The 12,549-nt window shown below is 68.9% G+C and carries 16 protein-coding genes and 1 tRNA gene; 13 read left to right on the top strand and 4 right to left on the bottom strand.

Translation table 11 applies throughout. From position 1 onward, the window contains the following. The first annotated feature begins 6 nt into the window (after positions 1 to 6). From HWD99_RS15370 to HWD99_RS15340, 7 genes are all read left to right on the top strand, one after another. Positions 7 to 1,260: a glutamate-5-semialdehyde dehydrogenase gene (locus tag HWD99_RS15370; RefSeq protein ID WP_241797066.1), complete on the top strand. Its 1,254-nt coding sequence runs from the start codon at positions 7 to 9 to the stop codon at positions 1,258 to 1,260. 65 nt (positions 1,261 to 1,325) lie between these two features. After that, positions 1,326 to 1,550: a hypothetical protein gene (locus tag HWD99_RS15365; protein ID WP_201470046.1), complete on the top strand. Its 225-nt coding sequence runs from the start codon at positions 1,326 to 1,328 to the stop codon at positions 1,548 to 1,550. A 6-nt stretch (positions 1,551 to 1,556) separates the two neighbouring features. Further along, complete coding sequence (nadD, locus tag HWD99_RS15360; RefSeq protein ID WP_241797065.1) at positions 1,557 to 2,159, top strand: nicotinate-nucleotide adenylyltransferase; 603 nt, start codon at positions 1,557 to 1,559, stop codon at positions 2,157 to 2,159. Then, the gene (locus tag HWD99_RS15355; protein ID WP_241797064.1) at positions 2,156 to 3,277 is read left to right on the top strand and encodes a hypothetical protein; all 1,122 of its coding nucleotides are present in this window, start codon (positions 2,156 to 2,158) and stop codon (positions 3,275 to 3,277) included. The genes nadD and HWD99_RS15355 overlap by 4 nt, the downstream gene beginning before the upstream one ends. A gap of 5 nt (positions 3,278 to 3,282) precedes the next feature. Beyond that, complete coding sequence (rsfS, locus tag HWD99_RS15350) at positions 3,283 to 3,681, top strand: ribosome silencing factor (protein ID WP_241797063.1); 399 nt, start codon at positions 3,283 to 3,285, stop codon at positions 3,679 to 3,681. A 1-nt stretch (position 3,682) separates the two neighbouring features. Beyond that, positions 3,683 to 4,372: an SDR family oxidoreductase gene (locus tag HWD99_RS15345; protein WP_241797062.1), complete on the top strand. Its 690-nt coding sequence runs from the start codon at positions 3,683 to 3,685 to the stop codon at positions 4,370 to 4,372. A 130-nt stretch (positions 4,373 to 4,502) separates the two neighbouring features. Continuing rightward, positions 4,503 to 4,760 carry a hypothetical protein gene (locus HWD99_RS15340; RefSeq protein ID WP_241797061.1) on the top strand — a complete coding sequence of 86 codons (258 nt, stop codon included), beginning with the start codon at positions 4,503 to 4,505 and terminating at the stop codon, positions 4,758 to 4,760. A gap of 40 nt (positions 4,761 to 4,800) precedes the next feature. Here the strand turns inward: HWD99_RS15340 and HWD99_RS15335 are convergent, their stop codons facing one another. The 3 genes from HWD99_RS15335 to HWD99_RS15325 all read right to left on the bottom strand — a co-directional run bounded on the left by HWD99_RS15335 (position 4,801) and on the right by HWD99_RS15325 (position 6,550). Next, entirely contained in the window at positions 4,801 to 4,986 is a 186-nt protein-coding gene (locus tag HWD99_RS15335; protein ID WP_241797060.1) for a hypothetical protein, read from the bottom strand. A gap of 124 nt (positions 4,987 to 5,110) precedes the next feature. Then, positions 5,111 to 6,244, bottom strand: coding sequence for an AI-2E family transporter (locus HWD99_RS15330; RefSeq protein ID WP_241797059.1), 1,134 nt, complete (start codon positions 6,242 to 6,244; stop codon positions 5,111 to 5,113). Between the two features lie 233 nt (positions 6,245 to 6,477). Then, positions 6,478 to 6,550 (bottom strand) — tRNA-Ala (locus tag HWD99_RS15325). 119 nt (positions 6,551 to 6,669) lie between these two features. On the opposite strand from HWD99_RS15325, the gene HWD99_RS15320 reads away from it, so the two are divergent. The 6 genes from HWD99_RS15320 (at position 6,670) to HWD99_RS15295 (ending at position 11,620) form a co-directional block, all read left to right on the top strand. Then, a complete protein-coding gene (locus HWD99_RS15320) occupies positions 6,670 to 7,110 on the top strand; it encodes a GNAT family N-acetyltransferase (protein WP_241797058.1) in 441 nt (146 codons plus the stop codon). A 63-nt stretch (positions 7,111 to 7,173) separates the two neighbouring features. Then, positions 7,174 to 8,238: an NAD(P)-binding domain-containing protein gene (locus HWD99_RS15315; protein WP_241797057.1), complete on the top strand. Its 1,065-nt coding sequence runs from the start codon at positions 7,174 to 7,176 to the stop codon at positions 8,236 to 8,238. Positions 8,239 to 8,348: 110 nt separating this feature from the next. Next, positions 8,349 to 9,140 (top strand): hypothetical protein, encoded by a 792-nt coding sequence (locus HWD99_RS15310; protein ID WP_241797056.1) that lies wholly within the window; start codon positions 8,349 to 8,351, stop codon positions 9,138 to 9,140. Further along, complete coding sequence (locus HWD99_RS15305; protein ID WP_241797055.1) at positions 9,137 to 9,664, top strand: DUF3592 domain-containing protein; 528 nt, start codon at positions 9,137 to 9,139, stop codon at positions 9,662 to 9,664. The genes HWD99_RS15310 and HWD99_RS15305 overlap by 4 nt, the downstream gene beginning before the upstream one ends. A 58-nt stretch (positions 9,665 to 9,722) precedes the next feature. Then, positions 9,723 to 10,379 carry an SDR family oxidoreductase gene (locus HWD99_RS15300; RefSeq protein WP_241797054.1) on the top strand — a complete coding sequence of 219 codons (657 nt, stop codon included), beginning with the start codon at positions 9,723 to 9,725 and terminating at the stop codon, positions 10,377 to 10,379. A 5-nt stretch (positions 10,380 to 10,384) separates the two neighbouring features. Further along, complete coding sequence (locus HWD99_RS15295) at positions 10,385 to 11,620, top strand: glycoside hydrolase family 3 N-terminal domain-containing protein (RefSeq protein ID WP_241797053.1); 1,236 nt, start codon at positions 10,385 to 10,387, stop codon at positions 11,618 to 11,620. Positions 11,621 to 11,679: 59 nt separating this feature from the next. Here HWD99_RS15295 and HWD99_RS15290 read toward each other — a convergent pair whose 3' ends face one another. Continuing rightward, positions 11,680 to 12,549 carry a 3-methyladenine DNA glycosylase gene (locus tag HWD99_RS15290; protein WP_241797052.1) on the bottom strand — a complete coding sequence of 290 codons (870 nt, stop codon included), beginning with the start codon at positions 12,547 to 12,549 and terminating at the stop codon, positions 11,680 to 11,682.

Raw genomic sequence — 12,549 nt, 5'->3', positions numbered from 1 at the left:
GGGCGGATGACCGACCAGACTCCGCAGGTGCGCCTGGAGCGCGCGAAAGAGGCGTCCCGCGCCACCGCCGCACTCACGAGCGACGATAAGGAACGCGCGCTCGAGGCCATCGCGGTGGCTCTGGAGCAGAACGCCGCGTCGATCATCGAGGCCAACGGTCGCGACATCGATCGGGGACGAGCCGACGGGATCGGCGAATCTCTGATCGATCGGCTGCGGCTCGACGAGAAGCGCGTCGCTGCTCTCGCGTCGGCTGTTCGCCAGGTGGCGGCACTGGCCGATCCCGTGGGGCGGGTCGTCGGCGGTCACCGGATGCCGAACGGCGTGGCGCTCGAGCAGATCAGAGTGCCTTTCGGCGTGGTCGGCGCGATCTATGAAGCCCGCCCGAACGTGACGGTCGACATCGCCGCTCTCGCCCTGCGATCCGGCAATGCGGTCGTCCTCCGCGGTGGCAGCGCGGCGAAGGAGTCGAACACCGTGCTGGTCGAGGTGATGCGTCGCGCGCTCGATGGCGCGGGCGTCACCGCGGAGGCCATCCAGACCGTGGATGACTTCGGTCGCGACGGAGCGAAGGCGCTCATGCACGGACGCGGCTTCATCGATGTGCTCGTGCCGCGCGGCAGCGCCGGCCTCATCGAGACGGTCGTCACCGAATCCACCGTTCCCGTGATCGAGACCGGAGCGGGCAACGTGCACATCGTCCTCGACGAGAGTGCTCCCGAGGACTGGGCTCGTGACATCGTCGTCAACGCCAAGGTCCAGCGCCCCAGCGTCTGCAACGCGGTCGAGACCGTGCTCGTGCTGCGCCAGGCTGCACCGCGGCTCATTCCTCTGGTCGCGAGCGCGCTGCAGAGCGAAGGCGTCGCGATCCACGGCGACGACATCGTCGCAGGGCTCGTCTCGAACGTGATCCCCGCGACAGAGGAGGACTGGGCCACCGAGTACCTCAGCCTCGACATCGCGATGAAGGTCGTCGATTCCCTCGACGACGCGCTCGACCACATCCGCCGCTACAGCACCGGGCACACGGAGTCGATCATCACGACGGATTCGAGCAACGTGGAGCGCTTCCTCGCCGAGGTGGACTCGGCCGTCGTGATGGCGAACGCCTCCACGCGCTTCACCGACGGCGCCGAGTTCGGCTTCGGCGCCGAGGTCGGCATCTCGACTCAGAAGCTGCACACGCGCGGGCCGATGGGGCTTTCCGAGCTGACCAGCACCAAGTGGCTGGCGCGTGGGGCGGGGCAGACCCGCGGCTGAGGGCTAGACTAGGTGGCGCTGCGGCGTCACGCGCGCCCGCCCGCCAGCCACGAAACGGAGTCAGGATGAACCTCGTCGCACAGATCGCGATGGTCGCCGCCGAGACCGAACACCACGGCAATGTCCAGGCAGAGACGCTGATCTTCGGGGTGATCGCCATCATCCTGTTCGCGTTCCTCGGTCTGGTGACGCTGTCGTACAAGAACGTCGCCAACCGTCACTCGGCGAAGGCCGAGGCGTGGGCCGCGCAGCACGGCAAGGACGGCCACGAGGCAGGACACGGCCACTAGGCCCCTATGAACGACACGACCTCGCGTCCGGCGCGCATCGGTGTGATGGGCGGCACCTTCGACCCCATCCACCACGGGCATCTGGTCGCGGCGAGCGAGGTCGCGCACTCCTTCGACCTCGACGAGGTCGTCTTCGTCCCGACAGGTCGGCCGTGGCAGAAGGCCGAGGTGACGCCGAGCGAGCACCGCTATCTGATGACGGTCATCGCCACGGCGTCCAACCCGCAGTTCACGGTCAGCCGGGTGGATGTGGATCGCGAGGGTCCGACCTACACGATCGACACTCTGCGCGATCTCAAGAAGGCGCGACCCGACGCAGAGCTGTTCTTCATCACGGGAGCGGACGCCGTGGCGCAAATTCTCAGTTGGAGGGACCATGATGAGTTGTGGGAGTTGGCCCACTTCGTCGCGGTCTCACGTCCAGGTCACATCCTGAGCACAGACGGCCTCCCGAGCGACAACGTCAGCCAGCTCGAGGTGCCTGCGCTCTCCATCTCGTCGACGGCGTGCCGAGCACGGGTCCGCGAAGATGAGCCGGTCTGGTACCTCGTTCCCGACGGAGTCGTTCAATACATCGCGAAGCATCATCTGTATCGGAGCAATGCATGAGTACATCGGATCAGCATGGGCAGGGTCCGCTGACGCGAAAGCAGCTGCGTGAGATCCGGCTGACCGGTTCCACGCCCGTGATCACGCCCGAGGAAGCCGCCGCTGCCGCAGCGTCTGCCCCGCCCGCGCCGCCGGTTCCGCCGGCCGCGGAGCCGGAAGAGACCGCGCCCCCGGCCGCGCCGGCCCCCGTCGAAGCCGACCTCGCAGGCGGCGTCAGGCTGACCCGTCGCCAGGTGCGCGAACTCGAGCGGTCACGATCCGGTTCGGATTCCGAGTCGCCGGCAGACGCACCCACCGACGCGGACGCTGCGATCTCGGAAGAGGCTCCGGCCGGCGACGACGCACCTGCCGATGACGAGCCGGGTGACGATGCGCCCGCTGACCGCGAGCCCGCCGACGACGCACCCGCCGACGACGACCTCGCCGACGATCTCGACGACGAGGACATCACGGCCACCCCGGTGAGCGCCTCCGCTCGGGTCGACGACGCATCGGACGTCGTGCTGATCCCCGGTTCGGCTGAGGAAGACGGATCCGACTCCGACGAGCCGTCCGGCGACCGTGCGGATTCCGACACCGACGAGGCGTCCGACGCCGAGGCCGAAGAGGAACGCCCCACCGTCAGCTCGACCTTCGGTCAGGGTGTGCTGCGCGACGAGGCCGAGCCCGCCAAGCCGTTCACCCCGTCGTTCGACGAACTGCTCACCGTGGGGGACTCCGCCGGATCGCAGCACCGCGGCGGCAACACGCTGATCTTCAACCCCGCACCCGGCGACGGCTCGCTCTCGGGGCCTGTCGCGTCGACAGGCGAGATCCTCGTCACGGGCTCATACGAGCTGCCCAAGGGTCTCGGCTCGCAGGGTCACGCTCACGGAACGACCGACGGCAAGGAGGTGGATGCCGTCCTCATCGATGGAGAACTTCCGCCCGCATCCTCGCCGACGCCGATCGCAGCGAGCGCTGCGGTCAGCACCATCAAGCCCGCCGGTGAGGTCATCCGTCCGCCGGCCCCCGAAAAGGGCAACAAACTCATGCTCATCCTCGCGATCGTGGCGGGTGGTCTCGCGCTCGCGCTGGGCGTCGCCCTGATCGTGGCCTTCACCGGAAATGTGTTCTGAATCTGATGCAGTCACCTGATACCGCCGTAGAGATGCTGCAGCTCGCAGCCGACGCAGCCGTCTCGAAGGGCGGTGAAGACCTCGTCGCCCTGAACGTGTCGGAGCCTCTTCCGCTCGTCGACATCTTCCTGCTCGTCACCGGAAACAGCGAGCGCAACGTCGCCGCGATCGCCGATGAGATCGAGGACAAGCTCATCGAGTCCGGGCACAAGCGCGTCCGTCGCGAGGGCCGCGCCGAGGCACGATGGGTGCTGCTCGACTTCGGCGACCTCATCGTGCACGTCTTCCACCAGGAGGAGCGGGTCTACTACGGCCTCGAGCGCCTCTGGAAGGACTGCCCCGTCGTTCCCTTCGAGGTCGCAGATCCCGCTGCCGCGGATCCCGCTGCCTCGGATCGCGTCTGACGTGGCGGTCCATCTGATCACCGGAGCCGGCTCCGGCATCGGTGCGGCTCTCGCCCGCCGTCTGCTCGATCGCGGTGATCAGATCGTCCTCCTCGCGCGCGACGCGGGGCGTGCACGGGAGATCGCGTCGTCGTTCCCCGGCGCCTCCACGATCGTCGGCGACCTGGCGCAGCCCGGCCGTCTGTCGTGGGCGCTGTCGAAGCAGGCTCTGCCCGAGCGCATCGACTCCCTCGTGCATGCGGCGGGCGTCGTCGACCTCGGTCCGGTCGCCGACCTTCCGGCGACGCTGTGGGAGCGACAGCTCGCTGTGAACCTCGTCGGTCCCGCCGAGCTCACCCGGCTCCTTCTTCCGCTCCTGCGGATGTCGAAGGGGCGTGTCGTGTTCGTGAACTCGGGCGCAGGGCTGCACGCGCACGCGGACTGGTCGGCCTACGCCGCCTCGAAGCACGGCCTGAAGGCTCTGGCCGATTCGCTGCGCGCCGAAGAAGCTGAGCACGGGGTGCGGGTCACGTCGATCTATCCCGGGCGCACGGCGACGCCGATGCAGGAACGGGTCCATCATCAGGAGGGTCGCGAATACGACCCCTCCCGGTTCATCGCGCCCGACTCGGTCGCGACGACGATCCTCACCGCGCTCGACCTGCCCGATGACGCGGCTCTGACGGATCTCACGGTCCGGCCGACCGGCTGACGCCCCGGCACTGCCTGACTGCATCCACCTGTCAAGGCCCTACCGGCATCCGCTCCTCTCGCCCAGGATTCATCTTGGGGGAGAGAGTCGTGGAGGTCATCGAATGTCCGGAGATCCAGAGCCCAGATACGTGCTCAATCGAATCACGCCGTCTGAGTGGGTGATCAACGACCTGCGCTACGCGGCGGATGATCCTCGCCACGTGGTCGCATGCGTCTACGAATACGCGGAGACAGAGGTCGAGGTGGTGTGGCTTCGTGATCTGCCCCTCGCGGTGCGCTACGCGAATGCCTTCGAGGTGCTCGCAGAGGTCGCACGGGTGCAGGATCCGAGCCGCGCGACGCGGCCCATCGTCATCCCGCATCTGCCGCCTTTACTGGCGACGTGACCATACGCGGCAGGCTCCTCGGAGCCTGCCGCGTCGTCGTTCAGGCGTCGGTGTCGTCCGCGCCGCCGCTCTCGGCGGCGAGACGGTCGGCGGCGGCGCTGTCGATCTCGTCGGGGTTGGCGTCCTCGTCGAGCACGCGTTCTCCGTCGACCTCCTGACGGGGGACGCTGTCGTTCGGGTCACCGTCGTCGGGCAGCGGGACCAGCGGGGGAATGGGTGTGGACATCGTCGTCTCCTCTTCTGTCGATGTCGCCCCAGGATAAGAAGGCGGAGTCACCGTCGGCAGATGCTTGACCGGAGCGCGCGCGAGGAGTATCGAGCGGCGGCCGTTCGCACGGCCACCGCTCGTCTCACACGGTCTCGGACCGCTTCTTGCGGAAGGGGCGCGCCGCGGTGTGCGGGCCGTCCCAGACGGTGATGATGCCCCATGCCACTGCGGCGATCGGCACCGACAGCACCGCACCGACGATCCCGCCGAGGATGGTGCCGGTGGTCAACGCGAGCAGGATGACGAGCGCGTGCAGCTTGAGCGATCGGGCCATGACGACCGGCTGCAGGAAGTTGCCCTCGAGCTGATTGACGAGCACGACGATGCCGACCACGATCAGGGCGGCGAGGGGACCGTGGGTCACGAGCGCGACGAGGGCGGCGAGGATGCCGGCCGCCGTCGCACCGACGAGCGGGATGAACGCCGTCAGGAAGACGATGACCGCGAGGGGAAGAGCCAGGGGGATCTGGAGGATCGCCAGGCTGACGCCGATGCCGACCGCATCCGCAGCGGCCACGATCGAGGTTCCGCGGATGTAGCCGCCGAACACGTCGACCGTCTTGTCGCCGATGCGACGAGCACGCTCGTAGCTCGCACCGGTGAACGGGCGCAGCAGGAACTCCCAGATGCGCGGGCCGTCCTTGAGGAAGAAGAACAGGACGACGATCATCAGGGCGAGTCCGGTGAAGAAGCTCGCCGTCGCCGACACGCCCGCGAGAGCGCCACGCCCGAACGAGGCGCTGGTGAGGAACTCCCCGGCGCTGGCCCACAGATCGTCGAGGTCGATCGCCGCGATGTCGAAGGGGAGGGTGTCGAGCCAGGCCGTCACCTGCGCGATGCCGTCCGTCGCCGACTCGACGAGGTCGTCCCACTGCGAGCGCACGGTCAGCACGATGACCCAGACGACGCCGCCCAGGATCGCGAGGATGCCGATCAGGGCGATCCAGGTCGCGAGGATCGACGGCACGCCCCGTCGGCGCATGAACGCGACGAGGGGGTGGATGGCGGAGGCGAGGATCAGCGCGATCGTGACAGGGATGAACACGAGGGACAGCTGGGTGATGACCAGCACGCCCACGGCCACCAACGCGAGCACGGCGAGTGTCTGCAGGCTGCGGGTCGCAGCGAGACCGAGCCCTCGCGACCAGAGGCCGGGTTCGCTCTGCGGGGCGATCCCCGTCGATGTCGTCTCCGGTCGTCGGAACAGTCCCAGCACTAGCGTCCTCCTGCAGTCGGAGACCGTCAGGTGACGGTCCGTGGCCTTGGTCTTTCTATCCGGCTCTCGGGGGGATCGCAAGCCCCTGGCGTCCGGTGTCCTGGACCCACCGCATGTGGCAGCGGGCTCTCGCGCGGAGGGCGCTGCGGGGGAGGGCCGGTCTGCGCGGAGCACTGTCGGCGCACGCTCGGGCCGGATACAAGAAAACCCGCGATCTCTCGCGGGTTTCGTTGTGGACCTGAGGGGACTCGAACCCCTGACCCCCTGCATGCCATGCAGGTGCGCTACCAGCTGCGCCACAGGCCCAGAATCGCTTCGTGAACTCCCGAAGCAACTTGAACAGAGTACTACACGGATCGAGCGCAACACCAATCGGGGCTCGTCTCCCGGGCGCGTCGCCGTGGACGGATGAATAGTGTGGGGGCATGACGATGATCAGCCCCATCACCGAGAACGACTTCGACGAGTGGTCCGGCCTGTGGTCCGGCTATCTCACGTTCTACGGTGCCGAGATCGATGGCGAGGTCACCGCGGAGACCTTCTCCCGGATCGTGATGGACGAGGAGCTGCACGGGGCCATCGCTCGGGATGACGATGGTCGTGCGCTGGGCATCGTGCACTGGCTCACGCACCCGGCGACCTGGAGTCGCGGCGAGTACTGCTACCTCGAGGACCTCTTCGTCGATCCCGAGTCACGGGGAGCGGGCGCAGGACGGTCGCTGATCTCACACGTCCGTGAGTGGGCGGCCGCACGGGGATGCGCGAAGGTGTACTGGCTGACGCAGGAGGGCAACGAGACCGCCCGTGCGCTGTACGACCGTGTCGCCACCCACACCGGGTACACGCACTACCAGATCGCGCTCTGAGGCCTCCGGAGCTCGCGCCGTGATGTGCGGAACAACGGTGCCGTCGTTCCTGTTTACCCTCTCGTGAACCTCCTCGACAGCATCGTGATCGGTGCAGGGCAGGCCGGACTGTCGGCGTCCTTCCACCTGACGCGTCTCGGCATCTCGCATGTCGTGCTCGACGGCGACACCGAGCCGGGTGGGGCGTGGCGGCATCGCTGGGATGCGCTGACGATGCGCGACGTCCATGGCGTCGCGGAGCTTCCGGGAGACGCCCCGCCGCCCCTCGACAGCCGACGCGCGAACCAGGCGGTGCCCGAGTACTTCGCGGCCTACGAGCGTCGCCATCGGCTGCCGGTCGTCCGCCCGGTGATGGTCGAACGGGTCGAGGACGACGAGGGCGTGCTGGTCGTGACCGCGGGAGAGCGGCAGTGGCGTGCGCGCACACTCGTCAACGCGACCGGGACGTGGACGCATCCCTTCCTGCCTCACTACCCGGGCATGGAGACGTTCCTCGGCGAGCAGCTGCATACGGTCGACTATCCGGGTCCTGAGCACTTCGTCGGGTCGCGCGTGCTCGTCGTCGGGGGAGGTGCCTCGGCAGTACAGTTCCTCGGGGCGCTCGCACCGATCACCGACACGCTGTGGGCCACGCGGCGGTCGCCGATCTGGCGTACTGACGACTTCACGCCCGAGGCCGGTGCCGCGGCGGTCGCGCTCGTCGAGCAGCGGGTCGCCCGCGGGCTCCCCCCGGAGAGCGTGGTGAGCGTCACGGGTCTCATGCTGCGGGACCAGGAGCGCGAGGCCGAACGGCTCGGCGCCTATGACGCTCGGCGTCCGATGTTCGCGCGCATCGAACCCGACGGCGTGCGCTGGGCGGACGGCTCCTTCGAGCGGGTCGACGTCATCCTCTGGGCGACAGGGTTCCGACCGGCGATCGCGCACCTGGCACCGCTGCACCTGAGGAGCGAGTCGGGAGGGATCCAGCTCGATCGTGCCGGCCGAGGAACCACGGCCGTGAAGGACCATCGCATCCAACTGGTGGGCTACGGCCCCTCTGCGAGCACCATCGGCGCGAATCGGGCCGGCCGCTCGGCAGCGAAGGGCGTGCAGGCGGCGCTGAGGTCGGCGGCGCTCCGCACGGTCTGAGCAGATGCTCCGCTCGGAGCCCCGATCCGGTCCACCACCCGGATTCGCTGCCGGGCCGGCCAGGGCGCCTCGTCCGACGCGGCCCCGACGCCGGCCGCTACGCTGAGGGCATGCTGCGTGTGGTGATCCTGATCGTCTGGCTGCTGCTGTCCGCATGGCTGCTGATCTGGACGGGCGAAGGGCTCTTCGGCGTCGATCAGCGCGAGTCGATCCTGCCGTTCGGCGGTGAGGACACTCTGGGGGCTCCGATCATGATCGGCGTCGCCTGGGGCCTGATCCTCACGTTCGGCGGAACGATGTCGGGCTTCGGACGTCGGCGGAAGGTGCGCGGCGACTCGCTCGTCGCGGCGGGACACATCGTCGAGATCTCCCGCACCGGCCTGACGGTCAACGACATGCCGCAGTACGACCTGTTCATCCGGGTCACCCCCGCCGCCGGAGACGACTTCATCGGGCAACTCAGGATGCTGTTGGACACCGCTGACCTGGCCGGACTCCAGGTCGGCCAGCCCGTTCCCGTGCGGTACGGTGTCACCGATCACGACACGGTCGAGCTCGCGGATGTGACCGACCCGACCGTGCACGAGGCCATGCTGCAATGGCGCATCGATCGGGGTCTCATCGCCCCGCGTCTCGTGAAGGCGCGGACGACCGGCATCCAGGTGCCGGCATCCGTCCTCGAGGTGCGCCCCACCGGCAGACGGCTCGAAGGACAGAGCGAGCTCGCGCTCCGGGTGCTCATGGCCCCGGAAGGGGCGTCGACGTGGGAGGCGGAGACGTCGGTGTTCGCCTACCCCGAGGCGATCTCGCGTTTCCAGGTGGGGGCGCCGATCTGGGCCTTCTACCGCCGGGAGGATCCGCAGACCGTGGCCGTGACGATCGAGAAGGAGCGGGACCGATGAACATCCTCGACACCCTGATCTGGCTCGTGAACTTCCCCGCCTCTCGCGGATACGTGATGGTGTTCATCGCGGGCTTCTCCCTCCTCGGCCTGTTCGCCATGTCGGCGTCGCGCAGCACGCCGGGCGTATCGCTGCGCCGCATCCGAGAACGGGAGGGGCTCCTGCATCGCGACGATGCGACGCGCGGGCAGGTCTGGGGCACCGTTCGCCGCATCGTGTTCAGGATCCTCGCCGTCATCATGCTCGGGAATCTGGTGATCGGCATCCTGAGCCTCACGGGTGTGCCCGTCACCCGCGCGTACATCCACGAGCACGGCCAGCCCACGACAGGAACGGTGGATGGCGACTGGGTGACCTTCACGACCTCGAGCGGCGTCGAGTACACGATCGAGAGCAACTTCTTCACCCCGGCCGTCTACCCGGACCGCGACACCTATCTGCCCTCGGGCGAGCCGGTCGTCGTGCGCTACCTGCCCGACCACCCGCAGGCGTTCGTGATCGACAGTTCGCAGGGGCCGCGCTGAGCAGACCGTGTCGACCTGCGCGGAGCCGCTGTCGGTCAGGGCGCGTAGGGTGGAGGACATGTCGCGCATCATCGTCTTCGGCGGCCACGGCCGCATCGCCCTGTTGCTCGCTCCGATCCTGGTCGCTCGAGGCGACGAGGTCACGGCGGTGATCCGCAATCCCGATCATGTCGCCGAGGTCGAGCAGGGCGGCGCGCACGCGCTGGTCGCAGACATCGAGAAGCTCGGAACGGGCGAGCTCGCCGAGATCATCCGTGGGCACGATGCCGTGGTCTGGTCCGCAGGAGCGGGTGGCGGCTCGGCGGAGCGCACGTATGCGGTCGACCGCGATGCAGCGATCCGCACGATGGACGCTGCGTCCGAGGCCGACGTGAAGCGCTACGTCATGGTCTCGTGGATCGGCTCGAAGGCCGACCACGGTGTGCCGGAGGATTCCGACTTCTTCCCGTACGCCGACGCCAAGTGGGCGGCCGACGAGCACCTGCGCGGCACCGAACTCGACGGCACCATCCTCGGCCCCGGCACGCTCACCTTCGACGAGCCGACGGGGCGCATCCTCCTCGACCCCGAGGGCAAGGGTGAGGTGTCGCGCGCCGATGTCGCAGCGGTGATCGCCGAAGCACTCGGCAACCCCACGACCTTCGGCCGAACGATCCGCTTCGGCAACGGAGGCGACGACGACTCGACGCCGATCGCCGACGTGTTCCGAGCCTGAGGGCCATGTCGCGGCGCGGTGTCCGGGCCGCCGTGGCGGGTGCACTCGTCGCCGTCGCCACGCTGACGGCTCCTGCGAGCGCAATCGGCGCTGCGGGGAGCGACGCCGCAGTCCGCGCGGGCGATGGCGGGGCGCGTCCGGGCATGTTTTTCGAGTCCGCGGAGAGCCCGGCGCAGGGGCCCGAAGAGCGCGCCGCCGAGATGGTGGCCGCCATGACGACGGCCGAGCAGGCCGCCAGCGTCGTGATGGGGCACATCCCCACCACGGACCTCGCAGCCCTGAACTCCTACATGGCTCAGGGGCTGGGCGGATTCATCCTCATGGGCGGCAACATCCCGGCGACCGACGCCGAACTGAGGGCCATCACCACCGCTCTCGCACCCGATCCCGACCTCCCGCCGCTCATCGCGATCGACCAGGAGGGCGGTATCGTCTCGCGACTCGGTGGCGACGACTTCGCCGCATCGACGACGCTGAAGTCGCTCCCGGTCGAACAAGCGACGGCGGCGTTCTCCGCGCGCGGGTCCCTCGTCGCGCAGGCGGGCATCAGCGTCAACTTCGGGACCGTCGCCGACGTCACCGCCGACCCGTCGTCTTTCATCTTCGGCCGAGCGCTGGGTGTCGACCCGCGATCCGCGGCCGATCGCGTCGTCGCTGCCACGGTCGCGCAGGAGCGGTTCCTCGCTTCCACCCTCAAGCACTTCCCTGGACACGGCGCAGCACCCGGAGACTCGCACCATGCGATCCCCACCACTGCCGAGACTCTCGACGAGTGGCGAGCATCCGATGCGATCCCCTTCGCGCAGGGCATCGATGCGGGGGCCTCGGTGCTCATGTTCGGACACCTCGCCTACACGTCGATCGATCCCGCGCCGGCATCGCTGTCGCCGCGGTGGCATGAGATCGCGCGTGAAGAGCTCGGCTTCGACGGAGTCATCGTCAGCGACGACCTCGGGATGCTCCAGTCCTCCGGCATCCCCGAGTATGCGGATCCGGTGGCCAACGCGATCGCCGCTCTCGACGCGGGCACCGACCTCGTGCTCATGATCGCCGGTTCGACCGATCAGACGGCGGGCCAGATCGCCAGCGGTGTCGCCGCCGCCGTCGAGTCCGGCGCGCTGCCCGCAGACCGACTCGCCGATGCCGCGACGCGGGTCATGACGCTGCGGCTGACGTCCAGCGCCTCGGCCGCCGACTGGATCCTGTGCACCGAGTGCGCACCGGTCGACGCGGGGCCGTGACGGTGCCGGGCGGTCGGCTCGGGCGGAACGCCTCGGAACGCTGAGGGGATGCCGGGCGGTCAGGCGTCGGCGGTGACCCGCAGGTCTGCTTCGTGCCACGCATCCAGCAGCGCTGAGCGGAGGTGTGCCCCTCGGTCGGCGAACACCCGTTGGCGGCGGACGTACTCGGCCTTGCCCTCTGCGGTCTCGATGGGCACGGGGACGATGCCCCAGTCCGCCAGGTCGTAGGGGGCCGCCTGCATGTCGAGCAGCCGGATGTCGCGTGCGTGCTCGAAGGCATCGAGCAGAAGCTCACCCGGCACGAGCGGCCCCAGCTTCAGCGCCCACTTGTACAGGTCCATCCCGGCGTGCAGGCAGCCGGGCTGCTCGAAGAGCGGCTGATCGTCGCGGCTCAACGGCGCGCGGTTGCGGGGGACGGCCTCAGGGGTGAAGAACCGGAACGCATCGAAGTGCGTGCAGCGCAGCTCGTGGCTCTCGACGACCGCGTCGGTCGCCGACTGGCCGAGTCGCAGAGGCACGGGGTGGCGATGCGCGTCCGCGCGGTAGACCATGGCCCATTCGTGCAGTCCGAAGCATCCGAACTGCCCGGGGCGAGAAGCGGTGCGCCGGAGCATCCGCTCGACCAGCGCCGCGAGATCGGGCTTCTCGCGCGCGAAGGCGGCCGCATCGGGCACCATCCCGTCGGGAGTCGCGCCCGGCGAGTACCAGCGCCAGCTCGCACGGTCGGAGGCGTCTGCGAGTTCGACGCCTGCTCCGGGGTGCCACCGTCGCAGTTGCGGCGGCTTGTAGGAGTAATAGGTGAAGAGGAAATCCCAGACCGGATGCTTCTGCCCGCGCGCCGCTCTCTCACGATGCGCGGCGGTGAGCGCGTCCGCCCGCTCCTGGTGAGCGGACTCGCGACTCTGCCACTCGGAGCGGGAGAGGATCAT

Source organism: Microbacterium sp. C5A9, assembly GCF_022627955.1.
GTDB lineage: Bacteria > Actinomycetota > Actinomycetes > Actinomycetales > Microbacteriaceae > Microbacterium.
Note: the sequence above shows the minus strand (reverse complement) of the source record. Positions and strands in the feature narration are given on the sequence as shown.

What these genes read in the sequence shown, in the direction of transcription:
- HWD99_RS15370 (WP_241797066.1), top strand. Translation starts at nt 7, where the DNA reads ATGACCGACCAGACTCCGCAGGTGCGCCTGGAGCGCGCGAAAGAGGCG.
- HWD99_RS15365 (WP_201470046.1), top strand. Translation starts at nt 1,326, where the DNA reads ATGAACCTCGTCGCACAGATCGCGATGGTCGCCGCCGAGACCGAACAC.
- nadD (WP_241797065.1), top strand. Translation starts at nt 1,557, where the DNA reads ATGAACGACACGACCTCGCGTCCGGCGCGCATCGGTGTGATGGGCGGC.
- HWD99_RS15355 (WP_241797064.1), top strand. Translation starts at nt 2,156, where the DNA reads ATGAGTACATCGGATCAGCATGGGCAGGGTCCGCTGACGCGAAAGCAG.
- rsfS (WP_241797063.1), top strand. Translation starts at nt 3,283, where the DNA reads ATGCAGTCACCTGATACCGCCGTAGAGATGCTGCAGCTCGCAGCCGAC.
- HWD99_RS15335 (WP_241797060.1), bottom strand. Translation starts at nt 4,986, where the DNA reads ATGTCCACACCCATTCCCCCGCTGGTCCCGCTGCCCGACGACGGTGAC.
- HWD99_RS15320 (WP_241797058.1), top strand. Translation starts at nt 6,670, where the DNA reads ATGACGATGATCAGCCCCATCACCGAGAACGACTTCGACGAGTGGTCC.
- HWD99_RS15310 (WP_241797056.1), top strand. Translation starts at nt 8,349, where the DNA reads ATGCTGCGTGTGGTGATCCTGATCGTCTGGCTGCTGCTGTCCGCATGG.
- HWD99_RS15305 (WP_241797055.1), top strand. Translation starts at nt 9,137, where the DNA reads ATGAACATCCTCGACACCCTGATCTGGCTCGTGAACTTCCCCGCCTCT.
- HWD99_RS15300 (WP_241797054.1), top strand. Translation starts at nt 9,723, where the DNA reads ATGTCGCGCATCATCGTCTTCGGCGGCCACGGCCGCATCGCCCTGTTG.
- HWD99_RS15295 (WP_241797053.1), top strand. Translation starts at nt 10,385, where the DNA reads ATGTCGCGGCGCGGTGTCCGGGCCGCCGTGGCGGGTGCACTCGTCGCC.
- HWD99_RS15290 (WP_241797052.1), bottom strand. Translation starts at nt 12,549, where the DNA reads ATGATCCTCTCCCGCTCCGAGTGGCAGAGTCGCGAGTCCGCTCACCAG.